The organism is Streptomyces glomeratus (assembly GCF_021462825.1).
GTDB classification, from domain to species: domain Bacteria; phylum Actinomycetota; class Actinomycetes; order Streptomycetales; family Streptomycetaceae; genus Streptomyces; species Streptomyces glomeratus.
Window position 1 is genome coordinate 113,235 of sequence record NZ_JAKEEB010000001.1, and the last position, 26,272, is coordinate 139,506.

General features: G+C 72.1%; 24 protein-coding genes and 1 pseudogene. 14 read left to right on the top strand and 11 right to left on the bottom strand.

What is annotated here, in order from left to right:
* Positions 1-17: 17 nt before the first annotated feature.
* A complete protein-coding gene (locus LZ604_RS00520) occupies positions 18-1,352 on the bottom strand; it encodes an ABC transporter substrate-binding protein (RefSeq protein ID WP_234511229.1) in 1,335 nt (444 codons plus the stop codon).
* 117 nt (positions 1,353-1,469) lie between these two features.
* On the opposite strand from LZ604_RS00520, the gene LZ604_RS00525 reads away from it, so the two are divergent.
* Both LZ604_RS00525 and purU read left to right on the top strand, forming a co-directional pair.
* Positions 1,470-1,970: an SCO4402 family protein gene (locus LZ604_RS00525; protein ID WP_234511232.1), complete on the top strand. Its 501-nt coding sequence runs from the start codon at positions 1,470-1,472 to the stop codon at positions 1,968-1,970.
* 72 nt (positions 1,971-2,042) lie between these two features.
* Complete coding sequence (gene purU / locus LZ604_RS00530; RefSeq protein ID WP_234511235.1) at positions 2,043-2,924, top strand: formyltetrahydrofolate deformylase; 882 nt, start codon at positions 2,043-2,045, stop codon at positions 2,922-2,924.
* Between the two features lie 9 nt (positions 2,925-2,933).
* Here the strand turns inward: purU and LZ604_RS00535 are convergent.
* A pseudogene (locus LZ604_RS00535) lies at positions 2,934-4,085 on the bottom strand (zf-HC2 domain-containing protein); the annotation flags it as partial.
* An 11-nt stretch (positions 4,086-4,096) separates the two neighbouring features.
* Entirely contained in the window at positions 4,097-4,684 is a 588-nt protein-coding gene (locus tag LZ604_RS00540) for a sigma-70 family RNA polymerase sigma factor (RefSeq protein WP_234511237.1), read from the bottom strand.
* Between the two features lie 357 nt (positions 4,685-5,041).
* Here LZ604_RS00540 and LZ604_RS00545 point away from each other — a divergent pair, with 357 nt between their 5' ends.
* Together LZ604_RS00545 and LZ604_RS00550 are read left to right on the top strand one after the other, a co-directional pair.
* On the top strand, positions 5,042-5,422 hold the full coding sequence (locus LZ604_RS00545) for an STAS domain-containing protein (protein WP_234511885.1): 381 nt from the start codon (positions 5,042-5,044) through the stop codon (positions 5,420-5,422).
* Positions 5,423-5,661: 239 nt separating this feature from the next.
* Positions 5,662-6,174: an EF-hand domain-containing protein gene (locus LZ604_RS00550; protein ID WP_234511239.1), complete on the top strand. Its 513-nt coding sequence runs from the start codon at positions 5,662-5,664 to the stop codon at positions 6,172-6,174.
* Here LZ604_RS00550 and LZ604_RS00555 read toward each other — a convergent pair.
* Positions 6,153-7,667, bottom strand: coding sequence for a class I adenylate-forming enzyme family protein (locus LZ604_RS00555; protein WP_234511241.1), 1,515 nt, complete (start codon positions 7,665-7,667; stop codon positions 6,153-6,155). The two genes, LZ604_RS00550 and LZ604_RS00555, sit on opposite strands and share 22 nt — an antisense overlap.
* 179 nt (positions 7,668-7,846) lie before the next feature.
* Between LZ604_RS00555 and LZ604_RS00560 the strand changes: the two genes are divergently transcribed.
* The 3 genes from LZ604_RS00560 to LZ604_RS00570 all read left to right on the top strand — a co-directional run bounded on the left by LZ604_RS00560 (position 7,847) and on the right by LZ604_RS00570 (position 10,869).
* Positions 7,847-9,001, top strand: coding sequence for an acyl-CoA dehydrogenase (locus tag LZ604_RS00560; RefSeq protein ID WP_234511243.1), 1,155 nt, complete (start codon positions 7,847-7,849; stop codon positions 8,999-9,001).
* A gap of 7 nt (positions 9,002-9,008) precedes the next feature.
* Positions 9,009-9,899: an acyl-CoA dehydrogenase family protein gene (locus tag LZ604_RS00565; RefSeq protein ID WP_234511245.1), complete on the top strand. Its 891-nt coding sequence runs from the start codon at positions 9,009-9,011 to the stop codon at positions 9,897-9,899.
* Positions 9,900-10,377: 478 nt separating this feature from the next.
* Positions 10,378-10,869, top strand: coding sequence for an ATP-binding protein (locus LZ604_RS00570; protein ID WP_234511248.1), 492 nt, complete (start codon positions 10,378-10,380; stop codon positions 10,867-10,869).
* Positions 10,870-11,298: 429 nt separating this feature from the next.
* Here the strand turns inward: LZ604_RS00570 and LZ604_RS00575 are convergent, their stop codons facing one another.
* Positions 11,299-12,225 carry a cyclase family protein gene (locus LZ604_RS00575; RefSeq protein ID WP_234511251.1) on the bottom strand — a complete coding sequence of 309 codons (927 nt, stop codon included), beginning with the start codon at positions 12,223-12,225 and terminating at the stop codon, positions 11,299-11,301.
* Between the two features lie 91 nt (positions 12,226-12,316).
* On the opposite strand from LZ604_RS00575, the gene LZ604_RS00580 reads away from it, so the two are divergent.
* The 3 genes from LZ604_RS00580 to LZ604_RS00590 are packed head-to-tail and all read left to right on the top strand — an operon-like array spanning position 12,317 to position 15,510.
* Positions 12,317-13,228 (top strand): SDR family oxidoreductase, encoded by a 912-nt coding sequence (locus tag LZ604_RS00580; RefSeq protein ID WP_234511254.1) that lies wholly within the window; start codon positions 12,317-12,319, stop codon positions 13,226-13,228.
* A 55-nt stretch (positions 13,229-13,283) separates the two neighbouring features.
* A complete protein-coding gene (locus LZ604_RS00585; protein WP_234511256.1) occupies positions 13,284-14,438 on the top strand; it encodes an acyl-CoA dehydrogenase family protein in 1,155 nt (384 codons plus the stop codon).
* 22 nt (positions 14,439-14,460) lie between these two features.
* On the top strand, positions 14,461-15,510 hold the full coding sequence (locus tag LZ604_RS00590; protein WP_234511887.1) for a Zn-dependent alcohol dehydrogenase: 1,050 nt from the start codon (positions 14,461-14,463) through the stop codon (positions 15,508-15,510).
* Between the two features lie 390 nt (positions 15,511-15,900).
* Here LZ604_RS00590 and LZ604_RS00595 read toward each other — a convergent pair whose 3' ends face one another.
* Positions 15,901-16,962, bottom strand: a complete 1,062-nt coding sequence (locus tag LZ604_RS00595; protein WP_234511258.1) for a GlxA family transcriptional regulator — start codon at positions 16,960-16,962, stop codon at positions 15,901-15,903.
* A gap of 71 nt (positions 16,963-17,033) precedes the next feature.
* Here LZ604_RS00595 and LZ604_RS00600 point away from each other — a divergent pair, with 71 nt between their 5' ends.
* Positions 17,034-18,338, top strand: a complete 1,305-nt coding sequence (locus LZ604_RS00600) for an MFS transporter (protein WP_234511261.1) — start codon at positions 17,034-17,036, stop codon at positions 18,336-18,338.
* Positions 18,339-18,410: 72 nt separating this feature from the next.
* Here the strand turns inward: LZ604_RS00600 and LZ604_RS00605 are convergent, their stop codons facing one another.
* From LZ604_RS00605 to LZ604_RS00620, 4 genes are all read right to left on the bottom strand, one after another.
* Positions 18,411-19,016 carry a flavin reductase family protein gene (locus LZ604_RS00605; RefSeq protein ID WP_234511263.1) on the bottom strand — a complete coding sequence of 202 codons (606 nt, stop codon included), beginning with the start codon at positions 19,014-19,016 and terminating at the stop codon, positions 18,411-18,413.
* Between the two features lie 53 nt (positions 19,017-19,069).
* Positions 19,070-19,885 (bottom strand): enoyl-CoA hydratase/isomerase family protein, encoded by an 816-nt coding sequence (locus LZ604_RS00610; protein ID WP_234511265.1) that lies wholly within the window; start codon positions 19,883-19,885, stop codon positions 19,070-19,072.
* Between the two features lie 55 nt (positions 19,886-19,940).
* Positions 19,941-22,166 (bottom strand): acetate--CoA ligase family protein, encoded by a 2,226-nt coding sequence (locus LZ604_RS00615; RefSeq protein ID WP_234511268.1) that lies wholly within the window; start codon positions 22,164-22,166, stop codon positions 19,941-19,943.
* A 190-nt stretch (positions 22,167-22,356) separates the two neighbouring features.
* Positions 22,357-23,556 (bottom strand): flavin-containing monooxygenase, encoded by a 1,200-nt coding sequence (locus tag LZ604_RS00620; RefSeq protein ID WP_234511270.1) that lies wholly within the window; start codon positions 23,554-23,556, stop codon positions 22,357-22,359.
* A 423-nt stretch (positions 23,557-23,979) separates the two neighbouring features.
* Here LZ604_RS00620 and LZ604_RS00625 point away from each other — a divergent pair, with 423 nt between their 5' ends.
* The 3 genes from LZ604_RS00625 to LZ604_RS00635 are packed head-to-tail and all read left to right on the top strand — an operon-like array spanning position 23,980 to position 25,509.
* Positions 23,980-24,432 (top strand): DoxX family membrane protein, encoded by a 453-nt coding sequence (locus LZ604_RS00625; protein ID WP_234511272.1) that lies wholly within the window; start codon positions 23,980-23,982, stop codon positions 24,430-24,432.
* Positions 24,387-24,824, top strand: coding sequence for a Zn-ribbon domain-containing OB-fold protein (locus LZ604_RS00630; RefSeq protein ID WP_267970779.1), 438 nt, complete (start codon positions 24,387-24,389; stop codon positions 24,822-24,824). Before LZ604_RS00625 ends, LZ604_RS00630 begins: the two co-directional genes overlap by 46 nt.
* 31 nt (positions 24,825-24,855) lie before the next feature.
* A complete protein-coding gene (locus LZ604_RS00635; RefSeq protein ID WP_234511278.1) occupies positions 24,856-25,509 on the top strand; it encodes a GNAT family N-acetyltransferase in 654 nt (217 codons plus the stop codon).
* A gap of 51 nt (positions 25,510-25,560) precedes the next feature.
* Here LZ604_RS00635 and LZ604_RS00640 read toward each other — a convergent pair whose 3' ends face one another.
* Entirely contained in the window at positions 25,561-26,217 is a 657-nt protein-coding gene (locus LZ604_RS00640) for a pyridoxine/pyridoxamine 5'-phosphate oxidase (RefSeq protein WP_234511280.1), read from the bottom strand.
* Positions 26,218-26,272: the final 55 nt, after the last annotated feature.

Below are 26,272 nucleotides of genomic sequence, written 5' to 3' on the forward strand. Positions count from 1 at the left end.
TGCCGGGGCGGGGCCCCTTACTCGCTCGTCGCGTTCTCCAGCGTCTTCGACACGTTCACAAAGCCCTTGCGCGCCCCCACCAGCTGCCCGTCACGGACGACCTGGAAGGTCACGTCCGAGTTGATCAGGCGCGGGAAGTCGACGACCGCGGTCAGGTCCTGGAAGCGCCACCTCAGGGACGGCGTCAGACCGCCCGTGTCCACTTGCAGGCCGTTGTCGAGGGCCGCGCGGATCGTCCGCGCCGTCACCTCGCCGTTGCCGAGCGACTCGACCGCCTTCGTCAGGACGGTGTACGCGATCCAGGTGGTCTGCACCCCGGCGTCCGCCGGATCGATCCGGTTGTCGCCGAAGGCCTGCTCGCGGATCACCTTCTTCATCGGGTCCCAGCGCGCGTCGGAGGCCTCCGGGTACCAGCTGGTGACGTACGCGCCCTCGTAGGGCCCCGACTTGCCACCCGACGCGTCGATGGCGGACTGGTCGACGCTGCCGAGCACGGAGGCCGTGCCCACCGCCGGGTACCCGTCGCTCAGCCGGCGGAAGGAGTCCATGAAGGTGCCGGTGCGCTCGTCGAGGGAGGGCACCACGCACCCCTTCTTCTGCGGGTTCGCGGTCGCCTTCTGCAGTGCCTCCTGTGCCTGCACGTCGAGGGCGGTGGCGTCCTCGGCGGCGCGCACGTCGACGACCGGATCGTGGCCGCCCGCCTTCAGCCCGGAGTCGAGCAGCAGCGGAAGCTGGTCGCCGGCGATGGTGTCGGGCCGCACCAGCGCCACGGGACCGCACTTCCCGCCCAGCTCCTCGCCGAGTCCGGCCAGCAGCGCGGGCTGACCGCCGTTGACGGGATAGGAGAGCACGCTCTTGAACTCGTCGTCGGTGAGCCCGTAGCCGCCGATGTAGGGGATGCCCGCCGACTCCAGCGGGGACAGGAAGGAGGACGCGTACTGACTGTAGGAGCCGACGACCGCGACGACGTTCTCCTTGACGGCGGTTCGGGCGCATTTCGCCGCGCCCACGTAGTCGTTGTGGTCGTTGCAGGTCAGAACGTTGAGCTTGCGGCCGCCGAGTCCGCCGTGCGCGTTGACGTAGCGGGCGTACGCCCTCGCCATGGCCGGCATGCCCGGCTTGTTGGTCGCCGAGGTCTTCTCCGGCGCCCAGGTCATGACGGTCACGGTGTCGTCCCCGGATCCCCCCGTGGTCCCGGGGACGACACCGCACGCGGCGGCGATCGACGCGACCGCCACCAGCGCGCCCGTGGAGAGCAGGGCCGCCCTGACACGGGGACTCGCTGCTCTGCGGACGGAGCCCTGCACGGGGGGGAGGGCGGGGGAGGAGCTGGTGCGTCGCCTGCCGGTCATGGACATGCACGATTCCGCCACATAGCTAACCCAGGAGTGATCCCCGCTCAACGGAAGGTGACCTGGAGGTGAATTACGGGGGCCGGTGATCCGTATTTAACGGGGAACGTACGATCGATGACCGTGCAAGGTACGGAGAACTCTTCCCGTCGCGGCCGTCGCTCCTCCACCATGGGCGGCATGCCACTCAACGACATGCCGTGGTGGCGCTGGCGCAGCAATGTGCGCTCCGCGCTGCACATGCTCTCCGACCCGGTGTTCCAGCGAGAAGTCTGGCTGGCCCGTGTCGACGGATACGGCGACGTCACCGACGCCGTGTACCGACTGGTCGAGGACACATGGCTGGACAACTGGTCGGCCGAGAAGTACGTGGGCACGATCTTCCGCGACTCGCAGGAGGCGGCCCTCGTGGACACGGCCGTCCTGCGCGTGCTGCGGATCATGCACCAGGTCGGGCCGGACGCGCCGGTGGAGGCGTACCTGGACAATCACGGCTGGCCGGAGGCGGTGCGAGCGGCACGCGACGCGCATGTGCGGCTCGCGGCAAGCGACGGTGAGGACCCGGACGCGCCCCCGCGGACGCTGGAGGTGCTGCGCATCCTCACGCGGACGGCCTAGCCCTCCCCGCTGTGCCGTCCGGGTGGCGGGACGGCGCCCCTCCGGGCCCGCGGACATGAGACCCTGGCGTGCATGAGTGAGCAGTCCTCCCGAGCCGCGGCCCGCGCCGACCAGTACATCCTCACCCTCTCGTGCCCGGACAAGCAGGGCATCGTGCACGCCGTGTCGAGCTATCTCTTCATGACCGGCTGCAACATCGTGGACAGCCAGCAGTTCGGAGACCACGACACAGGACTGTTCTTCATGCGGGTCCACTTCTCGGCGGAGGCGCCGGTCACCGTGGACAAGCTGCGCGCGAGCTTCGCGGCGATCGGCGACTCCTTCCAGATGGACTGGCAGATCAACCGGGCCGACGAGAAGATGCGCGTCATCCTGATGGTCAGCAAGTTCGGCCACTGCCTGAACGACCTGCTCTTCCGCGCCCGGACCGGCGCGCTGCCCGTCGAGATAGCGGCCGTCGTGTCCAACCACACCGACTTCGCCGAGTTGGTGGGCTCGTACAACATTCCCTTCCACCACGTACCTGTGACGAAGGACACCAAGCACGAGGCCGAGGCGCGGCTGCTCGAGCTGGTCCGCGAGGGCGACGTCGAGCTGGTGGTCCTGGCCCGCTATATGCAGGTGCTCTCGGACGACCTGTGCAAGCAGCTCAGCGGCCGGATCATCAACATCCACCACTCGTTCCTGCCGAGCTTCAAGGGCGCGAAGCCGTACCACCAGGCCCACACGCGCGGGGTCAAGCTGATCGGTGCCACCGCGCACTACGTCACGGCCGACCTCGACGAGGGCCCGATCATCGAGCAGGAGGTCGAGCGGGTCGGGCACGATGTGACACCGGACCAGCTGGTGGCGGTCGGGCGCGACGTGGAGTGCCAGGCGCTGGCGCGCGCGGTCAAGTGGCACGCCGAGCGCCGGATCCTGCTGAACGGCCGGCGCACGGTGGTGTTCGCGTAGGGCCCGGGTCTACATCCGGCTCAGGGACGCGGCCGCGAACAGCACGTCCCTGATCGCCTCCCGGTCGCCGAGCTGCCCCGCGGCCGCCTCCTCGGGCGGCACATGACCGGCGGCCAGCCGGCAGAACTCCGCTCCGTCGAGCGCGACATGCGCCACCTCGCCCTCGGCGGAGGCGACCGCGCCGTGGGGGTCCCCCCACTCGAGCGAGGCCGAGAGCGCGGGAGCGTCGAGGGCGATCAGCCACTCGCCGCCGCCCGAACCCTCGATCTCCAGCCGCAGGCTGCGCCCCGGCTTCCCCGCCGGAACCAGGTGCCGGGCGCGGGCGGGCGAGGCCAGCCCGGCTCGCCGCCGTGCCGCGAGCACGGCGGGCAGCAACCGCGCCGCCAGGTCGATCATCCGGTTCAGATGGCGCGGCGCGGGCGGCTCGTACGGATAGTCGACGGCGCCCGCGATGTCCTCCGCGTGCACCCAGCACTCGAAGGCCCGGTCCAGCATCGCGTCGTGCAGCGGCAGCTCGAACCCGCCGTACGGCACCGAGAGCTTCCCGGCCCCGCCGGTGAACGAGACCGTCCGCACCAGTTGGTGACTCTGCTCGCGCCAGGGAACGCGCACGGACCGGGTCGGCGGGAAGTGGGAGTCGCGCCAGTACGCCTCCGTGCGTCCTCGCGGCGTGGCGGACCCGGCGGCTCTGCCCGCGAGCGGGTCGTCGAGCCCCAGCGCCACCGCGACCAGCCCGTCCACGGCGAGCAGATGCGCGATCACCCCGGCCACGGTCGTACGGCGACTCGCCGGCCGTCTCCCGTCGAACCACCGCAGCCGTACGGGCGCGTGCCACTCGGCGTCGCCTATGTCCTGGAGCAGGGGGGCGTCCAGGCGCGCGGCCTCCGCGTCGTACGGAGCGGCCCAGTCCGGCAGCGGGACACGGGGCGGGCGCCGGTCCAGGCAGCTCTCCAGAACCCGGGTGCGCAGGGCCGGATCCAGGTCCAGGCTCTCCGGGCGCTGCAACAGCCCCACGGCCTCGCGCAGCCGCCGCGCCTCGTCGGCGCACGGGCCGCAGCCTCCGAGGTGCACCTCCACGGCCGCGGTCTCCTCCGCCGAACAGGCGGCGAGTGCCCAGGCCCCGAGCAGCGACTTCAGCACCCGGTGCTCGAGCACGGGCGGATCCTGGGACGTCACGCGGCCCCCGGTTCGTCAGGGGCGGCGTCAGGCTCCGAGGGGTCCGTGTCGTAGGCCGTGGACAGCAGCTGGAGGCCGAGGCGGAGACGGCGGCGGGCCTCGTCCTCCGTGATGCCGAGGTCGGTGGCCGTCTGGCGGTAGTCCCGGCGCTGGAAGTAGGCCCGTTCCAGGGCGGCGCGCAGCGGTGCCGGCATCGAGGTGACGATGTAGTCCGCGCGGGCCGTGACCGAGGCGTGGCGCACCTTGTGCTCCAGTTCCTCGGGGGTGCCCCGGGCGTCCCGGGCGAGCGCGGCGGTCTCGGTGGCGCGCAGCCGCTGCACGGCGAGCCGATGGGTCAGCATGGCGACCCAGGAACGCAGGGGACCCTGCTTCGGGTCGTACGCCTCGGGGTTCTGCCAGACGTGGGCGAACACCTCCCGCGTGATGCCGTCGGCCGCTTCCTCGTCGCCGAGCACGCGGTGGGCGAGGCCGTGCACGAGCGAGGCGAACCGGTCGTAGCACTCGCCGAGCGCGGCCGCCTCGCCGTGGGTGAGCCGCTGCTGCATCCTGCGGTCCCACCGGGGCGGTGCGTCCTCCTTCGCCATGCGGCCCCTCCTCCCCGTTCCCGCCCGGCGCCCCGGTCCGGCCCAGCCTGTGGCCCCTGCCTCCTCGAATGTAGTCGGCACGTCGGACAGTGCACGCCCCTTTGCGGCAATGTGCGCCCCTTGGCGCGCCGCAGGTGATAGAGGGAACCGCGCGGGGACCGGAGCTTCGGACGGCGACTCCCATCGACGGCCCCCGATCGGGAATGACCGGACCGGATCGTTACCGACCGAATTGGCTCATCTACCCCGCGCTTTCGATCGATAGTTCCGTGTTTCATGGAGAGGCGTTGGGGCAGCCACGCTGAAGGAAGCGTAGGGATGGCTTCCGTTTTGTCGGGACGCAAGCGAGCGGGAGGCGTGGCGGTGACGCTCAAGGTGACCTACGGGGAGCGCGGTGAGTGGGCCGTGCTCCATGTCGCGGGCGAATTGGACCTGGTGACCTCCCCGGTGCTGCGCCAGCGGGTGCACGACGCCGTGGCGGACGGCCGCCACCGCGTCGTCCTCGACCTGTCGGAGGTCGTCTTCTGCGACTCCAGCGGCGTCGGCGTGCTCATCGCCACCCGCCGGCTGATCCGCTCCTGCCGCGGCGGGCTCAGACTGATCCTGCCCGGACGCAGCGCGGTGGAAGGATCCCACGTCAACCGTGTCCTCGCCGCCCTGGGGGTGCGCCGTCTCTTCGAGGTCTACGCGGATGTCGTCTCGGCCACCGACGAGGAGTCACGCCCTCTCTCCGCCTAAGCCCTTGCGCTCCCCGCGTGAGCCCTTGCGCCCCCCCGCTTTCAGTCCTTGCGCCCACGCGCGACGGCGCGCCCGGCGCAACCGGGTCAACGGAACGTCGCAGGACAGCCACACTGTTGTCCCAGAATTCCTGCGGTCTTGGTACAAGCGTCGTTTTCCGTCTCCCCGCACGCCTGCGGCATCGTACGCTCCGTGCCAGACGCACCACCCGACCTCATGTAAGGCGGCCCGAGAACACCATGGTCAGCACCGAGTACGAGCGCAGGATCGCCGCCCGGTTCGCCACCTTCGACCAGGACGGCAACGGCTATATCGACCGCGAGGACTTCAGCGCGGCCGCCAAGTCCGTCCTCACCGAGTTCGGCACCGCTGCCAGATCCGAGCACGGTCAGGCCCTGTACGCCGGGGGTGAGGCGTTCTGGCAGGGCATGGCCGGCATAGCGGACCGGGACGGCGACCAGCGCATCACCCGTGAGGAGTTCGTGGGCAGCGCGGTCAAGCGGCTGCGCGACAACCCCGAGCGGTTCGCGGAGATCGCCCGCCCCTTCCTGCACGCGGCGCTCGCCGTCGCGGACGGTGACCACGACGGCCGGGCCACCGTGCAGGAGACCGTGCGTGTCCTCAGGGCGCTCGGGGTGGGCGAGGACATCGCCCGTGCGGCCGCCGAGGCGCTCGACGCGGACGGTGACGGCAAGGTCGGGGAGACGGAGATCGTGGCGGCGTTCGCGCGCTACTTCACCGTGCCGGAGTAGCGCTCCCGCAGCTTGTGCTTGAGCACCTTCCGCAGGGTGTCGTTCCGTGGAAGGGCGTCCACCACCTCGAGCCGCTCCGGCAGCTTGTGCACGGACAGCCCTTCGGCGCGCAGATAGGAGACGACCGTGCCCAAGGTCAACTCGGGTGCGCCGGGCTGACGTTCCACCACCGCGCAGACACGCTCGCCACACTCCTCGTCGGGCAGGCCGATCACCGCCACGTCCCGCACCGCGTGGTGCCCGTGCAGCAGGTCCTCGATCTCCCTGGCCGAGATGTTCTCGCCCTTGCGGATGATGACGTCCTTCAGGCGCCCGGTCAGCACCAGATGACCGCTGTCGGTCAGGTGCCCGAGGTCGCCGGTGGCGAAGAACCCCTCCTCGTCGAAGGCCTCCGCCGTCCGGGCCGGGTCCAGATACCCCTGGCAGACGGCTTCTCCCCGTAGGCGTACCTCGCCGTCGACGATCCGTATCTCCATCCCCTCGGGCGGCCGTCCCTCCGTCGTCGCCAGGTTGGTGGCCGAGTCGTCCGGCCGCCCCATGGTGATCATGGGCGCCTCGGTCATGCCGTACCCGTGGGCGAGCTGCACCCCCATCTCGCGCACGACGCTGTGGTAGAGCTCGGGCGGCTTGGGTGCCCCTCCGCCCGCCAGCAGCCGCAGTGTCGGGATGAGCGGGACCCCCGGCTGTTTGCGCTGCTCGGCGAGGAACATGGAGTAGAAGGCGGTGGATCCGCCGGCCACCGTCACCCCGTGCCTGCGGTAGCCCTCCAGCGCCTCCGGCAGCGCGAACCGCTCGAACATCACCGCCGGGAAGCCGTACAGCAGCAGCATCACCGTGTAGTCGGGTCCGCCGATGTGCGCGTACGGGAAGGCGATCGAGCCCACGTCGCGCTCGGACAGGCGCAGTGCGTGTGCGAGGCAGGACCCGCCCGCGATGAGCGAACGGTCCGTGTGCAGCACCCCCTTGGGGTCGGAGGTCGTCCCGGAGGTCCAGTAGATCCAGCGGACCGAGGTGCCGTCGGCGGGCGGGGGAGGCAGCACGGACGGGTCCCCGTCGGGCAGGTCCTCGCCGTCGTACGCCCGGAAGACGCCCCGTGCGCCGAGCCGCCGCGCCATCGCCGTGTGGTCGAACCCCCGCCAGGTGCCCGGCACCGCGAAGAACTCCGCGCCCGCCCGGTGGAGCGCGAAGCCGACCTCACGTTCGCGGTGGAGGGGGATGACCGGCGTCTGGACGGCCCCGAGGCGGGCCAGCGCGAAGGACAGCAGGGCCGTCTCGATCCGGGTGGGCAGCTGCCAGGCGACCACCGTGCCCGGGCGTACGCCCATGCCGTACAGCCCGGCGGCCACCCGCTCGGCCCGCTCGCACAGCTCGCCGAAGCTCAGGGAGCGGTCGTCCTGGAGCAGGACGGGCCGGTCGGGGGTGAGGGCGGCACGCCGGGCGGCCAGTTCCCACAGTGTCCGGGAGGTGCCCAGCGCGTGCGCGGTGTCGTTCACATCGACCCCCTCCTGGCTGACGGTTAGTCAGATAGTGCGCAGAGCGTAGGACCCTCCGCCTTGCCGGTCCAGGGGTGCGGAGTTAATCTGCATCCCGGTCGATCTGACGAACCATCAGATAGCGCTGCGACAGGGGAGGGGCCCGTACCCATGCCGAGCACGTCGGACCTGGACCGCTAGTGGAACTCGCCCACTCGCCCGAGGAGGAGGAGTTCCGGGCCCGGCTGCGGGCGTGGCTGGCCGAGGTGCTGCCGACCCTGCCCCCGAAGCCGTCCCCCGGCGACTGGCCCGCCCGGCGCGCCTACGACCTGGGCTGGCAGCGGATGCTGTACGACGCCGGATACGCGGGTCTGCACTGGCCCGTCGACGCGGGCGGACGGGGAGCCACCCCCACCCAGCACCTGATCTTCCTGGAGGAGACGGAGAAGGCGGGCGCCCCCTATGTGGGGGCCAACTTCGTCGGGCTGCTGCACGCCGGACCGACGATCGCCGCCGAGGGCACCCCCGGGCAGCGGGCGCGCTGGCTGCCGCCCGTGCTGCGCGGCGAGGAGGTGTGGTGCCAGGGGTTCAGCGAACCGGACGCCGGCTCCGACCTGGCGTCGCTGCGCACGCGCGCGTGGCGGGACGGCGACACCTATGTGGTGAGCGGGTCCAAGATCTGGACCTCCCACGCCGAAGTGGCCGACTGGTGCGAGCTGCTGGTCCGTACGGATCCCTCGGCACCGAAACACCGGGGCATCACCTGGCTCGCGATGCCCATGGACGCGCCGGGCGTCACCGTACGGCCGCTGCGGACGCTCGCGGGGTCGAACGAGTTCGCCGAGGTGTTCCTCGACGAGGTGCGGGTGCCGGTGGCCAACCGGGTCGGCGCCGAGAACGACGGATGGCGCGTGACCATGGTGACGCTGTCCTTCGAACGCGGCACGGCGTTCGTCGGGGAGGTGGTGGCCTGCCGCCGCCTGCTGCGCGAGCTGGCCCGTGCGGCGTACGACAGCGGCCGCTGGGACGACGCTCCGCTCCGGCGGCGGCTGGGCCGGCTGAACGCGGAGTTCCGCGCCCTGTGGCGGCTCACGCAGTGGAATGTGAGCGAGGCGGAGAGGACCGGGGGAGTGCCGGGCGTCGGAGGCTCGGTCTTCAAGCTGAGGTACTCGCACGCCCGTCAGGAACTGTTCGACACCGCCGCCGAGGTGCTGGGCACCGGCTCCCTCGACCTCGACCACCCCTGGGTCCTCGACCGGTTGTCCTCGCTGTCCTACACGATCGCGGCGGGCACGTCGCAGATCCAGTGGAACATCGTGGCCGAACGCATTCTGGGGCTGCCGAAGGGGCGGTGACGCACTCGTGCGCTTCCAACTGACCGACGAGCAGGAGGCCCTGCGGGCGGGCGTGCGCGCACTGCTGGCGCGCCGCTTCGGCCCGGACGCGCTGCGGGCGGCCGTCGGGCGGCCCGGTGTGCTGGACCGCGCGCTCTGGCGCGAGCTGGGCGCGGCGGGCCTGTTCGCGCTGCGGCTGCCGGAGGCGGAGGGCGGGGCCGGAGGGGGGCTGCCCGAGGCGGTCCTGGCCTTCGAGGAGGCGGGCCGGGCCCTGCTGCCGGGTCCGCTGGTGGCCACGCACCTGGCGGCGGGCGAGGTGGCGGGCGCGGCGAGCGGCGAGACGGTGGTCACGGACGTGTCGGGCGGCCTGGTGGAGTGGCTGGCGCAGGCGGATGTCGTACGGGGGGACGCGAGCGGCGCCGTACCGGTCCGCTCGGTGGATCCGCTGACGCCCCTGCACCGGGCGGCGAAGGCGGCCCGGGGCGCGACCCCCGCCCCGGATCCGGTGGCCGTCCTTCTCACCGCCGCCGAGCAGCTGGGCGGCGCCGCGCGGACCTGCGAGCTGGCGGTGGCGTACGCACGGACCCGGGAGCAGTTCGGACGGCCCATCGGTGCCTTCCAGGCGGTCAAGCATCTGTGTGCGCAGAGCCTGGTGCGGGTGGAGACGGCCCGGGCGGCGGTGTACGCCGCCGCGGTCACCGCCGATCGCCTCGACATCGCCACGGCCCGTCTGCTCGCCGACGAGGCGGCCGTCCGCGGGGCCCGCGACTGCCTCCAGGTGCACGGCGGGATGGGCTTCACCTGGGAGTCCGAGGTGCATCTCTTCCTGAAGCGGGCCTGGGTGCGGACCCACCGTGCGGGGCTGAACACGTACGGTGATGACACGCTTGCGGAGGATCTTCTGTCCGGAACGGCCTAAGGGGCTCTGTTCAGGCATTCTTCGGGATGTGCCGTCGTGGGTGTCGCGGATTGTGGCAATCCGTAATCACAGAGCGTTGATATCGGGTTGTGTCCTATGCGTGACTTGTCACGGGCTGGAGTCGGCGCGGGGCTCCGGTACCTTGTGTGAAATGCGAGTGGTCCCGAGCATGAGCCATACCGGCGCGGCCCCTGTGGCGGCGCCGGATCCGGCGATGCGTGCCGCTCGCGGGGCGGTGCGGACCCTCGCACCTGCCTGTTCGACTCCCCATGGCAAGCGTCGCACAGTATGCCGTACGCGTACTCCTTCGCGCTGGAATATGCCCGAAGCGCTTGTTGGGGTGACTGTACGTCAACCATGCTGTCGTGCAAGGGAATCACGGTCCGTGATCCTGGTTCCTGCCATGCAGACGATGACCACGATCGTGGCGCTCGTGAGGCGCGAGGCGATGTGTCCGCCGGTTCGGATGGTGTGAGCGGTGCAGGTGCTTCAAGTGCAGCTGGAGGTCCGGCCCGACCCCGCGGAGGTGGGGCGAGCGCGCAGGTGGGCCCGCTCCCGGCTCGCCGGGTCGGGGATAGGCGCGGACGAGCCGCTGGCCGAGACCTTGATCCTGCTCGTCTCCGAACTGGTCACCAACGCCGTGGTGCACACCGGCTGCCCGGCCGTGCTGCGCCTGCTGCTGACGGGTGTCCGGGACGACTCCTCGGGTGCCCCGGCCGGCACCGTCCGTCTCGAGGTGGCCGACACCAGCGCCCGCCCACCCGTCCCGCGGCACGCCCGGGGTGACGAGACCGGGGGCCGCGGCCTGGAACTTGTCGACGGGCTCGCCGACCGTTGGGGCTGGGACCCGGAGGGCCCGGGCAAGCGCATCTGGTGCGAGGTGGACCGCTGTACCGCGGGAGTCGGCCGCCGGATCACGGCATGCACGGCGGAGTCGGCGCTCGCCGACCTCGCCTGCGGTGCGGTCTAGACGACAGGCCCTGGCGTACGCGGTCCGGTAGCACCCTCTCCGGGCGGACTTCCTCCGGCGGGCACGGTCGCGCGGGCCGCCCGGGTGTGCCCCGGCGGTCCGCGGCGGAGTGGGGCGCCGTAGGTTGCGCCGGGGTGTGCTTCCGTGCGCGCTGTCATGAAAAGTCCGTCACCCGGGAATCGGTGAGGGGCTGTTGACGCCGGGTGCCCGGTTGATCACGCTGGTGTCCAGCGATGCGCCGCGAGGGGACGACGAGGGTTGCGGTGACGGGAACCCTCGACGAGTGCGGATCGCGATTCGGCGTCGGCTCCTTACGGGGCCAGGCGGTCTTCTCGAGACCGCCCGAGGAGCGGGGCGGGCGCGCCGGAGCGGGATGGCGGTGCGCGGTGCCGCGCTCGGGGTGAGCACGGGCGCGCCGCCATCCCCTTCTCAGAGGATCGCCACCGGGGCCACGGGTGCTCCCGTGCCGCCGGTGAAGGGTTCGGGCGTCGCCGACAGCAGGAAGGTGAAGCGACCCGTTTCTCCACAGGCTGTGGACAACTCTTCGAGATTCCAGTTCTGGCCCTGCGGCATCCCCATCTCCACAAGATCCAGCGCATGGACGGGCAGCCACAGATCCTCGATCTCGGGGGGAAAGACCTCAAAGGTGAGCGTGTCGTTGGCGACGGCCGCCACATCGCGCGCGTGGAACCACTCCGGGCTACGCACGGACAGCCCCGGCGACGGATATGCGTAGGCGTGCCTGTCGCCGGCGAGGTAGGTGCGGATCTGCCCGGTCCGCACCAGCACGATGTCCCCGGCCCGCACGCGCGTACCGGCGAACTCCTCGGCCGCCTCCAGGTCTTCGGGGGTGACGGCGTGCCCGCCGTCGAGCCGTTCCCTGCCGAGCGCGCGGGGCACGTCGAGCAGCACACCGCGGGAGACGATGTGCCGCGGCTTGTCGATCCCGGCGAACGCCGCGCCGCCGTGGGGGGTGATGCTGCCGGCCGGGCGCCCGTTGTAGAGCCTCCCGGAGTGCGAGACATGGCTGAGCGCGTCCCAGTGGGTGCCCGCCTGCAATCCCATGGTCACCGCGTCGTCGCTGCACGCCACGGTGCCGGGCCCGAAGACCTCCTGATTGATCTGCACCATGACGTGCAGTGGATTGACCCGCCCCGGGATCACGCCGGTCTGCACCCCGTCCTGCCGCAGGGGGAGGGCGAGCGGAACGCGCAGCCCGCTGCGCACCGAGGCCGCGGCCTCACGCACCACCTCGTCGGTGATGAGGTTCAGTGTCCCGATCTCGTCGTCGCCGCCCCAACGTCCCCAGTTGTTGACGCGCTTGGCGATGTCACGGAACTCGGCCGGCAGTGACATGGGGCCTCCCCGGGGCTTGTCTCCGACCAGCTGACGGGCCGTAGAATCAAAAAACTAACGGACCGTCAGAAACTGCGGGAAGGGGCCGGGCGTGGGGAACTTCTTGGCAGGCAAGGTCGTCGCCGTGACCGGTGCGGGCCGCGGGATCGGACGGGCGGTCGCGCTGGCCGCGGCCGCCGAGGGAGCCCGGGTCGTCGTCAACGACCTCGGGGTGTCCGTGGAGGGCGCCGCACCCACCAGCGCGGTCGCCGAGGCCGTGGTCAAGGAGATCGAGACGGCGGGCGGCGAGGCCGTCGCGGTGGCCGACGACATCGCGACGATGACGGGCGGGCAGCGGGTCGTGGACGAGGCGCTCGCGTCGTACGGCCGCCTGGACGGGGTGGTGTGCGTGGCGGGGATCCTGCGCGAGCGGATGCTGTTCAACATGACGGAGGAGGAGTGGGACCCCGTGGTCGCCACCCACCTCAAGGGCACCTTCACGGTGTTCCGCGCGGCGTCAGCGGTGATGCGCGCCCAGCGGTCGGGCACCCTGATCGGCTTCACGAGCGGCAACCACCGGGGATCGGTCGCGCAGGCCAACTACAGCGCGGCCAAGGGCGGCATCATCTCCCTGGTCCGCAGCGCCGCGCTGGGCCTGCACAAGTACGGGGTGACCGCGAACGCGGTGGCGCCGGTGGCCCGCACCCGTATGTCGGCGAACGTCCCCGTCGAGCTCAAGGAGATCGGCGAACCGGAGGACGTGGCCGCCCTGGTGGTCTACCTGCTGTCGGACCACGCCCGGGAGCAGCGCATCACAGGTCAGGTGTACACCATCGCCGGTCCCAAGCTCGCCGTCTGGGCGCAGCCGAGGGAGCTGAGGGCGGCCTACACGCAGGACTCCTGGACGCCGGAGAGGATCGCCGACGTCCTGACCGGGGCGGTGGGGACGGACCCGATGCCGCTCCTCGCGCAGCTGGAGGCGATGGAGCGGGCGGCCAGGGACGGCGCCCGTCCCAACGCGTGACGCGGTGACCGACCGCGGCTGAGCACACCAGGCAACCCGACATGAGGTGGTGACCGTGGAGTTCGGCCCCAACCCCGAAGACCGGGCCTTCCGAGCCGAGGCAAGGGCCTGGCTGCGGTCCCACCTCGCCCCGGACACCGGCCGGCGCGACTGGGAACGCACCCTCGGCGGCGCCGGCTGGATCGGGCTCGGCTGGCCGGAGGACGGCCACGGCAACCGCCGCGCCACCCTCACCCAGCAGGTCGTCTGGGCCGAGGAGTACGCCCGGTCCGGGGCGCCGCCCCGATCCGGCCACATCGGCGAGAACCTCCTCGCCCCCACCCTCATCGCGCACGGCACCCCGGAGCAGAAGTCCCGCTTCCTTCCTCCCATAGCGCGCGGCGAGGAACTCTGGTGCCAGGGCTACAGCGAGCCCGGCGCGGGCTCCGACCTCGCCGGCGTCCGCACCACCGCCGTATGCGACACCCCGCGCACCTACCGCGTCACCGGCCAGAAGATCTGGACCTCCCTGGCCCACGAGGCCGACTGGTGCTTCGTTCTCGCCCGCACCGACCCGGCCGCACCCCGGCATCGCGGCCTCACCTTCCTCCTCGTCCCGATGGACCAGCCCGGCCGCGTCGAGGTCCGCCCGATCCGGCAGCTCACCGGGACCAGCGAGTTCAACGAGGTGTTCTTCGACGGGGCGACGGCCCGCGCCGACCATGTGGTGGGCGGCGAGGGAGAGGGCTGGCGGGTCGCGATGAGCCTGCTCGGCTTCGAGCGGGGCGTCTCCACCCTGGCCCAGCAGATCGGCTTCGCCCGGGAGCTGGGCGAGGTCGTACGGACGGCGGCGGCGACGGGCGCGGCGGACGACCCCGTCGTACGCGACCGCCTCGTCGACCAGTGGGCCGAACTGCGCACCATGCGCTGGAACGCCCTGCGCACCCTGGGCGGCACGGCGGACGCGGGCGCCCCCAGCGTGGCCAAGCTGCTGTGGGGCCGCTGGCACCAGCGGCTGGGCGAGCTGGCGATGCTGGTACGCGGGGCGTCGGGGGCGGCGGGCCCGGCCGACTGGACGCCGGGGGCCCCGTACGAACTGGACGCGGACCAGCACCTGTTCCTCTTCGGCCGGGCCGACACCGTCTACGGCGGCTCGGACGAGATCCAGCGCACGATCATCGCCGAGCGCGTGCTCGGCCTGCCCAAGGAACCCAGGGGACCGGCGACCTGAGGGAGTTGCGATGCCAGGCGAGATACGAGGCGTGATCTACGACGGTGCGCAGCCGCGGGTCGTGGACGATCTGGAGGTACGGGACCCGGGCCCCGGAGAGGTGCGGGTGGCGATCGCCGCGGCGGGTCTGTGCCACAGCGATCTGTCCGTGGTGGACGGGACCATACCCTTCCCGGTACCTGTGGTGCTGGGCCATGAGGGCGCGGGGGTGGTGGAGGCGGTGGGCGACGGTGTCACCCACGTCCGGCCCGGGGACCATGTGGCGCTGTCCACCCTGGCGAACTGCGGGGCGTGCGCGGACTGCGACCGGGGCCGGCCGACGATGTGCAGGGAGGCGATCGGCCGGCCCGGACGGCCGTTCACCCGGGGCGGCCGGCCGGTGTACCAGTTCGCGTCGAACTCCGCGTTCGCGGAGCGCACCGTGGTCAAGGCCGTCCAGGCGGTGTGCATCCCCGAGGACATCCCGATGCCGTCGGCGGCGCTGATCGGATGCGGTGTCCTGACCGGAGTGGGCGCCGTGCTCAACCGGGCGCGGGTGGACCAGGGTGACTCCGTCCTCGTCATCGGCGCGGGCGGAATCGGTCTCAACGTCCTTCAGGGCGCCCGGATCGCGGGCGCGTCACGGATCGTGGCGGTGGACGTCAACCCGGAGAAGGAGGCGGTGGCACGGCGGTTCGGTGCGACGGACTTCCTGACCTCGGCCGACCGGGTGAGGGACGTTCTGCCGACCGGAGCCGACCACGCGTTCGAGTGTGTGGGCCGGGTGGAGCTGATCCGCGCGGCGATCGACTCCCTGGACCGCCATGGACAGGCGGTCCTGCTGGGCGTGCCGCCCGCGACGGCGGAGGCTGCCTTCCGGGTGTCGTCGATGTACCTGGACAAGTCCATTCTGGGATGCCGCTACGGATCCTCCCGCCCACAGCGGGACATCGCGCTCTACGCCCGGCTGTACCGCGAGGGCCGCCTGCTGCTGGACGAGTTGGTGACGGCGACCTACCCGGTCGAGGACTACGAGAAGGCCGCCGCGGACGCGCACGAGGGGAGGGTGGCGAGGGCGGTGCTGACCTTCTGAGACCGTTGTCCACAGGGGCGGAAATGCCGTGGGCCGTTGTCGGTGCCCTCCTCTACCTTCGGACGCATGACATACCGAGACGTGGCCTCCGGACGGGTCCTGGCCTGGGCCGTGGTGGCGATCGGCGCCCGTATGCCGGTGGCCATGGCCCCGCTCGCCCTGGTCTTCCTCGCCCGCGACCGCCCCGGCGGCTACACCCTGGGCGCGACCCTGGCCGCGGGCTACTCGGTGATGTACGCGGCGGTGGGCGTCGGCTACGCGGCCACCGGCTCCCTGGCGGGCGCGCTGCTCCACTTCGCCGCGCCGTCGACGGCGATCCTGGCGGGCATCGCCCTGACCCTCACGCTCACGGCGGCCGGCGCATGGGGCGAGGGCGTCCGGCGCCCGGCCTCACTCCCGGCAGCCGGAGGCGACGGCGCGGTCCTGGCCGTCGGCGCCGGCGGTACGGCCGCCGACGGGGTCCGCGGCGCCGGTGCGGAACGTCCGCCGGTAGGCGGTGGGTGTGACCCCGAGCGCCGCCTGTAGGTGCTGCCGCATCGACTGGGCCGTGCCGAAGCCGGCGTCCCGCGCCACCTGGTCGATCGTCAGGTCCGTGGACTCCAGCAGGTGGCGGGCCCGTTCGACGCGCTGCTGGGTGAGCCACTGGCCGGGGCTGACGCCGACCTCCTCGCGGAAGCGGCGCGTGAAGGTGCGGACGGACATGGACTGCTGCTCCGCCATGTCCCGCAGCTGGATGGGCTGGTGGAGGCGGCCGAGGGCCCAGGCTCGGGCGGCGGTCGTGGTGGCCAGCTGAGGGTCCGGCACGGGGCGGTGGATGTACTGGGCCTGGCCGCCGTCGCGATGCGGGGGTACCACCGTGCGGCGGGCCACCTCGTTGGCGATCGCGGTGCCGTGGTCGCGGCGCACCATGTGCAGGCAGAGGTCGATCCCGGCCGCCACCCCAGCAGAGGTCAGGATGTCGCCGTCGTCGATGAAAAGGACGTCCGCGTCCACCCTGACCTGCGGGAACATCCGCTGGAAGTGTTCGGCGTCGGCCCAGTGCGTGGTGGCGGGCCGCCCGTCGAGGAGGCCGGCGGCCGCCAGGACGTAGCTGCCCGTGCAGATGGAGGCGAGCCGGGTGCCGGGCCGGATGCGGGCGAGCGCGGCGGCCAGCTCGTCGGTGAGGACGCCCTGCTCGAAGACCGGACCCAGTTCGTACGACGCGGGCACGATGAGTGTGTCGGCGGTGGCCAGCGCCTCGGGACCGTGCGCCACCTGGACGGCGAAGTCGGCCTCGGTCTGCACCGGGCCGGGTGGCCGGACCGAACAGGTGACGACCTCGTACAGATGCCGTCCCTCGGCATCCTTGGGGCGCCCGAAGATCCGGTGCGGGATGCCCAGCTCGAAGGGGAGCAGCCCGTCCAGGGCGAGGACGACGACGCGGTGCGGCCGGAACGCTGGCTCACGAGTCATGGCCCGATCCTAACGAATGCTGTCCTCCGGGCCACTCGATCGGAGGGATCCCGGCCAGCATGCTCTAGGGCGTGACCCAGACAACCGAAGCCGCAGCCGTAGAGGAACCCCGGAACGACAAGACACCGCACCGCATCCACCGGGCCTGGTTCGTCGCCGCCGTCACCTTTGTGACGATCACCGGCGCCGCCGCCTTCCGTTCCCTGCCCGGCCTGCTGATCGACCCGCTGCACCAGGAGTTCGGCTGGTCGCGCGGCACGATCAGCGCGGCGGTGTCCATCAACCTGGCGCTGTACGGGCTCACCGCGCCCTTCGCGGCCGCCCTGATGGACCGCTTCGGCATCCGCCGGGTCGTCGCCGTGGCGCTCGCGGTCATCGCGCTGGGCTCGGGCGCGACCGTGTGGATGACCGCGGCCTGGCAACTTCTGCTGTGCTGGGGTCTGCTCGTCGGCCTGGGCACGGGATCGATGGCGCTCGCGTTCGCGGCGACGGTCACGAACCGCTGGTTCACCACGCGCCGCGGACTGGTGAGCGGCATCCTCACCGCCGCGTCGGCCTCCGGGCAGCTGATCTTCCTGCCCGTGCTGTCCTGGACGGTCGAGCGGCACGGCTGGCGTCCGGCCGCGGTGACGGTGGCCCTCGCCGCCCTCGCGGTAGTCCCCCTCGTCTGGCTGCTGCTGCGCGACCACCCGGCGGACGTGGGTCAGAAGCCCTACGGGGCACAGGAGTTCGTGCCCCGGCCGGAACCCGTGCGCGGTGCCGCCCGACGGGCCGTCACCGTGCTGCTCTCGGCGGTGCGCACGGGCCCGTTCTGGCTGCTGGCCGGAACCTTCGCGATATGCGGCGCCTCCACCAACGGCCTGATCCAGACCCACTTCGTGCCGGCGGCCCACGACCACGGCATGCCGATCACGGCGGCCGCCTCGCTGCTCGCCGTCGTCGGGGTCTTCGACGTGGCGGGCACGATCGCCTCGGGCTGGTTCACGGACCGCTTCGAACCGCGCCGGCTGCTCGCCGTGTACTACGCCCTGCGGGGCATCTCGCTGCTCTTCCTGCCCATGCTGCTGGCCCCCGGCGTCCACCCGCCGATGATCTTCTTCATCGTCTTCTACGGACTGGACTGGGTCGCCACCGTCCCGCCCACCCTGGCCCTGTGCCGCGAGCAGTACGGCGAGGACAGCGCCATCGTCTTCGGCTGGGTCCTCGCCTCCCACCAGGTGGGCGCCGCCCTCGTCGCGTTCCTCGGCGGTGTCGCGCGGGACACCTTCGGCTCCTACGACGTGGTCTGGTACGCATCGGGTGCCCTGTGCGCGGCGGCCGCCCTGATGGCGCTGGTGATCCGCCGCCGGCCGACGGGCGTGCCGGCGCTCGCGTGACGGCCGCTCCAGGGCGACGGCGCACAGTGCACAGAGCGACCGGGCACCGGAATCGGACGCAGAACAACAGGGCTACAGGAAGCGGCCCTTGTGGAACAGCAGCGGAGCGTCCGTGCCGTCGCCGCTTCCCAGGGCCTCCACCCGGCCCACCACGATCAGATGGTCCCCGCCCGGGTGCACGGCGTGGATCGCGCAGTCGATCCAGGCCGTGGCGCCGGCCAGGCGCGGGGAGCCGGAGAACGGCGCGGGCTCGTGGCCCACGCCGGCGAACTTGTCCCCGCCGCTCACCGCGAAGCCACGGCACAGCTCGCCCTGGTCCGCGCCCAGCACATTGACGCAGAAGACGCCCGCGCGGGCGATCCGCGGCCAGGTCCGCGACGTCCGGCCGACGAGAAAGACGACCAGCGGAGGGTCGAGGGAGAGGGACGAGAAGGACTGGCAGGCGAACCCGGCGGGCCCGGCCTCACCCTCCGCGGCGGGCGCGGTGATCACGGTGACCCCGGTCGCGAAATGCCCGAGGACGCGCCGGAACTCGCCCGAGTCGACCGGCGCGCGTTCGTCGTCGCCGACGGCCCGCAGCTCGGGCCGCGGCAGCGCCTCGACAGGCTCCGCGACCGTGGGCGCCCCGACCGACCTGAGGTAGCGGACGGCGGTGGCCGCCATCCCTGCGTGTCCCATCACGGCACTCATTGAAGCTGACGAAATGTCAGAAGTGAACCCCTCGGTGGCTCTCAGCGGCCCCGGTACCGTGGGTCCCGGCGCTCGACGAAGCTCGCGACGCCCTCGTTCGCGTCCGCTGTCGTCATGTTGATCTCCTGGGCCGCCGCCTCGGCCGCGAAGGCGGTGGCCCGGTCGCCTTCCAGGGAGGCGTTGACCAGCTGCTTGGTGAGGGCGAGGGCGCGGGTCGGCCCGGCGGCCAGCCGCTCCGCCCAGGCGCGGGCGGCCTCCTCCAGGCCGTCCGCCGGCACCACCCGGTTGACCAGGCCCAGACGCTCCGCGTCCTTCGCGGTCAGTGCGTCGCCGAAGAACATCAGCTCCTTGGCGCGCTGCGGGCCGACCAGCCGGGGCAGCAGATAGGCGCCGCCGCCGTCCGGCACCAGCCCACGGCGCACGAAGACCTCGATGAACCGGGCGGGCGCGGCGGCCAGTACGAGGTCGCAGGCGAAGGCGAGGTGTGCGCCGATGCCGGCGGCGGTGCCGTTCACGGCGGCGATCACCGGCTTCTCGCAGTCGAGGACGGCGGAGATCAGACGCTGGGCGCCCCCGCGGATGGTCCGGGCGACGTCGCCGGGGATCCGCTCGCCGGCCGCCGACCCGCCGCGCAGGTCCGCGCCCGCGCAGAAGCCGCGGCCCGCACCGGTGAGGACCACGGCGCGCACAGCCGGGTCGGCGGACACGTCGAGAAAGCTTTGGATCAGCCGTTCCCGCAGGTCAGGGGTGATGGCGTTGAGGGATTTAGGGCGGTTGAGGGTGAGCCAGCAGACATGACTGTCAGTGGTGTGCCGTATCAATGACTCGACGGGATCTTCGGGGGAGGACACCATCATGTTCCGTTTCGTCGTTCTTCCGGCGGGTCGGCCGGCGGGTCGGCCGGTCCGGGCCTCAGCGGCACACCGCAAGCGCGTCCAGGGCCACGGCCCCCTGCCCCCTGGGCAGCACCATGAGCGGATTGATGTCCAGTTCCGCGATCTCGTCCCCGAGCTCCAGAGCCATGCGCTGGACGCGGAGCACGACCTCGACGAGCGCGTCCACGTCGGCCGGGGGACGCCCGCGCACGCCGTCCAGCAGAGGCCGCCCGCGCAGTTCGAGGAGCATGGCCCGCGCCTGGTCCTCGCCGAACGGCGGTACCCGCACGGCCGCGTCCCGCAGCACCTCGACGAGCACACCGCCGAGCCCGACCGTGACCGTGGGCCCGAAGAGCCGGTCGTGACCGATGCCCACGACCATCTCGACGCCACGCTCGACCATCTGGCACACGAGCACGCCGTCGAGCGTGATCCCTTCGTAGCGCGCGATGTCCGTCAGTTCCCGGTAGGCGTCCCTGACCTGGCTGGCGGAGGTGAGCCCGATCTTCACCAGGCCGAGTTCGGTCTTGTGGGCGATCCGGGCGCCCGACGCCTTCATCACCACCGGGTAGCCGACCAGCCCCGCCGCGCGCACGGCGGCCGCCGCGCTGGTCACCAGCTGCTCGCGCGGCACGCGGATGCCGTAGGCCCGCAGCAGCTGCTTCGCCGCGTGCTCGCTCAGCTGCTCTCCGGGCCGCATCAGGGCCCTCGCCTTACGGAAGGACGGCGAGGGGGTGCGGGGTGCCTCGTCGAAGGGGGAGCGGTAGCCGTCGACGAAGCGGTGGTGGTCCAGGTGGGCGCGGACGGCCGTGAGGCAGTTGGTGACGCTGCGGAAGGTGGCCACGCGCGAGGACCCGAGCAGCTTCTCGCGGTAGGCGGCCTCCGTTCCGACCGGCGACCCCCACACCACGCACACCAGCTTGTCCGTGTGCTCCGCCGCGTCCACGAGGTCCTGTACGAGCTTGTCGCTCAACGGGGGGAAGGGCCCGGTGACGGGGCAGATGAGCACCCCGACCTCCGGGTCGTCGAGGATCGCGTCGATGATCTTCCGCCCGCGCCAGTCGCCCACCGGGTGACCGCCGTTGTCGACGGGGTTGGCCACGCTCAGATACGGCGGTATCCACTGGTGCAGCTCGGCCTGTCTGGCCTCGGACAGCACCGGCAGGCGCAGCCCCGCCTCGGCCGCGAGATCCGCGACGTGCGCGCCCGTGCCGCCCGAGATCGAATACACGACGACACCGTCCGCGCGCGGGGCGCGGGCCCGGGCCAGCAGGGTGGCGGTGTCCTGGAGTTCGTCCAGCCCGTCGACGCGGATGATCCCGAACTGCCGCATCGCCGCGTCGACCACGTCGTCCGCGCCGGTGAGCTTGCCGGTGTGTGAGGCGGCGGTGCGGGCGCCGGTCTCGGTGCGGCCGACCTTGATCGCGACGACCGGCACCCCGCGCCGGGCGGCCCGGTCGGCGGCCAGCAGGAAGGAGCGGCCGTCCTTCAGCCCCTCGATGTAGCAGGCGATCGCACCGACCTCGCCCTGCTCGGAGAAGTAGGAGATGAAGTCGGCGGTCTCCAGGTCGGCCTCGTTGCCGGTCGGGGCCCAGTGGGAGAGCCGTACGCCCAGCTCCTGGAGCGCGAAGACGGGTCGTCCCTGGTGCCCGGACTGGGTGATGAGCGCGATGGCCGGCCCGTCGAGGTCGTCGCGGAACCGCTCGAAGGCGTTGAGGTTGGTGTTGGGCCCGAGCAGCCGGATTCCGGACCGTTCCACGGCCGCGGCGAGCCGGGCCTGGGCGGCAGCGCCCCGCTCACCCGTCTCGGCGAATCCGGAGACGAAGGCGATGGCGAACTTCACCTTTGCGGCGCCGAGTTCCTCGATGACGGGAAGGGGATCGGAGACGAGCAGGACGGCGAGATCGATCTGTTCGGGCAGGTCGGAGACGGAGGGAGCGCACGGAAGGCCGAAGACGGACGGACGGGTGGGGTGCACGGGGTACAGCCGGGCGCCCACGCGTTCGGCCCAGGACAGCAGCTGCCGGGTGATCCCGGTGCTGGGCCGTCCCTCGGTGTCGGAGGCCCCGACGACGGCGACGGACTCGGGCCGGAAGAACCGGTCCAGGTCGGGGACGTCGGCGTACAGCGGCCGACCGCTGACGTCGAGTTCCCCGGCGTCGGCGGGCCTGCCGTGCACCACGGGCGAGGTCCGATCCTCGCAGGCGACGACCCGGGCCCGGCGGGAGTCGGTGGTCAGGCTGCCATGGGTTGATCCAAGCATCGCTCCGCCCGCTCCTGTGAGACGGCTCCGAAAAACTGACGCATCGTCAGATTACTGAACTGATGCCTTGTCAGGAACGCTCGTGCAGACAAAGACTGCCCGCGGGCGGCGGCGGGCAACCTCATCGCAGTGACGACGGAGGCCCCCGGGGAACACGGACTGAGGGCCCGGCCGGGGTGTCCCGGTCGGGTCAGTGGGCGGTGCGGGTCCGCTCCACCCGGCGCGCCACCGCCTTGGCTATCTTCTCCGCGTCGCGGCCCAGTTCGCGGAGCATGCCGCTGATCGGATTGGTGAAGCCCGTGAAGTGGAGGCCGGGCGCGGTGTGCGGGGTGCGGGCGCCGTGCGCGACCGGCCTGCCATGGGCGTCGAGGACATCGAGGTGGCCGACCAGCCCCTCCAGGGCGCGGACGTACCCGGTGGCGGCGATCACCACCTCCGGCTCGGTCCGGCTGCCGCCGGCGTGGACGACCTTGCCGCCCTCGAAACCCTCGACGGCCGGCACGATCTCGACCCGCCCCTTGCGCACGGCCTCGATCAGCCCGACGTCCTGAACCGGGATGGCACCCTCGTTGACCCGGCTGTACAGCCCCGTGCCGGGCCGGGGCAGCCCGTACGCCGACAGATCGGGCACGCTCAGCTTCGCCATCGGACCGGCCAGCCGGTCGACGAGGCGCACCGGCAGCCGGCGGACGAGCACCCCCGTGTACTGGGCGGCCCATCCCGCGGTCGAACGGCGCACGATGTGGGGCGGCGTCCGTACCGACAGCCGCACCCGGGAGGCCCCGCCCGCCACCAGGTCGACGGCGATCTCCGCGCCGGTGTTGCCGACCCCGACGACGAGGACGTCGCGCCCGGCGTAGGGCCCCGCGTTGCGGTATTCGCCGGCGTGCAGGAACTCGCCGGTATAGGTGTCGAGACCCGGCCAGTCCGGCAGGCGCGGGGTGTGGTTGTAGCCGGTGGCGACGACGACCGCGCTGCCGGTCAGCCGGCGGCCGCCGGTGGCGTGCAGCAGCCAGCCGGTGCCGTCCGGTGCGGGTTCGACGCGCGAGACCTCGACGCCGGTGACGATCTCCAGCTGGTGGTGCTCGGCGTACCGCTCCAGGTAGCGCACCATGTCGTCGCGTGACACCCACCGCCCGAAGGACCTCGGTATCGGCAGTCCGGGCAGGGCCGAGAGGCGCCGGGTGGTGTGCAGATGCAGCCGGTCGTAGCGGTGCCGCCAGGACGCCCCGACGTGGTCGGACCTCTCCAGTACGACGGCGCGTACGCCGCGGGCGCGCAGCGCGCGGGCCGTGGCCAGACCGCCCGGGCCACCACCGATGACGTAGACCGGTCGGTCCTCGTGGACCGGCACAACGGAGTGCGGCGATACAGCAGTCGAGTCGGCCATGAGCGGGAGCGTAATCCCGCTAATTGTTGATGGGTCTCGGTCAAGACCGGAATCGGTTGCGAATTGATCACGGCTGTAGGAGGGGTGGGTGGGCCCGGTGGCGTAGGCGGACCGATTGTGGCGGGGTGGTGGCCGGTGCGCGGGTCGCGTGGGAGGGGTGCGGGGCAGGGGCCCGGGGTGGGAGCTGTGCCCGCACACCTCGTTCCCCCGTACGTCATGTCCGCGCACCTCGTACCCGCGCGCGTCGCATCGGCGCACCTCGCATCCCCGTACGTCGCATCCGCGCACCTCGCATCCCCGTACGTCGCATCCGCGTATCTCGCATCCCCGTACGTCGTGTCCGCATGCGTCTTGCACGCTCGGCCGCGCTGCGCTGAACTGACGTACCGTCAGGAAGCTGTGGGTGGGAGGGGCGGGCGTCTCATGGACACGATCTGGCTCACCGGCGCGGAATGGTTCGCCGTGCTCCGCATCGGGCTCGGGCTGTGGTGGCTGGAGAGCTGGCGGCACAAGGACAAGAAGGCGTGGTTCGAGCGGGGCAGTGGGATCGCCTGGGCCGCCGACATCGCGGCCAGGCACCGGTGGGCGGCGGTACGCAACGGCTTCGACGCGGTGGTCGCGCCCCGGCCGCGGACGATGGCGTACGTGGTCGCCTATGCCGAACTGGCCCTCGGCCTCGGCCTGATCGCGGGCTTTCTGACCCCGGTCGCCCTGGCCGGCGGTCTGCTCCTCAACCTCCTCTACTTCACGCTCATGATCCATGACTGGGCGGAGCAGGGACAGAACTCGATGATGGCGCTGATCTCGCTGGTCGGGTTGTTCGGGATGGCATGGCAGACCTGGTCGGTGGACAGCGCGCTGGGGCTGTTCCGGTGAGCGGGCGTTTCGACCTCCCCGAGGTGGACGCCTTCTCACGCGCCTACTGGGAGGCGGCAGCCGAAGGGAGGCTGCTGATCCGCCGCTGCGCGGCATGCGGACGCGCCCACCACTACCCGAGGGAGTTCTGCCCGTACTGCTGGAGCGAGGAGGTGACCTGGGAGCGGGCGAGCGGGCGCGCCACGCTCCACACCTGGTCCGTCGTCCACCGCAACGACCTGCCACCCTTCCGTGAGCGCACACCGTACGTCGCCGCCGTGGTCGAGCTCGCGGAGGGGCCCCGGATGATGACCGAGGTGGTGGAGTGCGGGGAGGCCGCCCTGCGGGTGGGCATGGAGCTGGAGGCGGCCTTCAGGGAGGGCGTGCCGGTGTTCCGGCCGCCGGGCCGGTGATCGCGGTGCACCCGGTTGGTTGAATGGCCCGATGGCCGACATACACCGGAAGACCCTCACGCCGTCCCCCCTCACCTCGACCTCCCTCCCCTCGTCGCCCGTCCCCGAACTGCTGGGCCACGGACTGCGGCTGAGCGGCTGGGACCCGGAGTCCGAGGAGCATCTGGACGCATGGTTCCGAGGGCTGACCGACCCGGACTTCGGGCGGTGGAACACACCCCTGAAGATCGTGCGGGACCGAGCCGACGCGCGTGAGTCGCTGCGGTCGAAGGCGGCTCGCGCGGCGGACGGGACGAGCGCCTCGTTCCGGATCACGGACGCGGCCGGCGGTGCGACGCTGGGACACATCGGCGTCAACGAGATCGACCACGTCCTGAGCGTCGCCCGCGTCGGCTACTGGGTGCTGCCCGAGGCCCGCGGCGGCGGTGTCGCCACCCGCGCCCTGGCCGTCGCCGCCCGCTGGGCCCTGACCGACCTGGGGCTCCACCGCCTGGAACTGGGCCACGCCCTGGGGCACGAGGCGTCCTGCCGCATCGCGGAACGCTGTGGCTTCCGGTACGAGGGAACGTTGCGCGGCGCCATGTTCGAGCAGGGCCGGCAGGACGCGTTCCGGGACGAGCACCTGCATGGACGCATCGCGAGCGACCCGGAGCCGGAGCTCAATCCCGAACCGGGGCGCTCCTGACCGCGGCCCGCAGCCCGCGAGCTGCAGCCCGCAGCCCGACGATGCGCGCTCTCAGGGCCACAGGAGCTGTCTGGCCCACCCTTCGCGCTCACGGCGGTAGACCAGCCGTACATGCCGGCGTCTCGCGTCCCCCTGGAAGAACTCCACCTCCTGCGGGTGGAGCCGGTAGAGCGTCCAGGACGGGACCGGGGCGTCCGGCTCCCGCTGCGCCCGCTCCCACGCCTCTTCCGACGCCCGCGCCAACTCCTCCGGAGACCCGAGCACTTCGCTCTGGCGGCCCGTGAGCGCCGCGGCCAGCGCGCCGGTCGAGCGTGCGTGCAGATCCGCCTGGCCCTCCGCGGAGGGCGCGGCCGTGACCGGTCCGCGCACCCGGACCTGACGGCCCTGGACGGGCCAGTAGAAGCCCAGAGCGGCATAGGGGCGCACCGCCAGCTGCCGCCCCTTGCGACTGCCCGCGTGCGTCGCGAACGCCCACCCCTGCGCATCGGCTCCGTGCAGCATCACCGTGCGGACGTCGGGTGTGCCGTCGGTGTCCGCCGTCGCCAGCGACATGGTGTGCGGCTCGGTCTGTCCCGCCGCCACGGCCTCCGCGAACCACTCCGTGAACAGCGTCAGCGGGTCCGCGGGCGCGGTCGCCGGATCGAAGGAGGGCAGCTCGACGTCCCAGACCCGGAGGGACCTGAGCAGCTCGTGAAGATCCGTTCCCATGACCCGAGTATGACTCCCGGGCCTGGCGGTGCCGGACAGACGGGGCTCGGGGCCG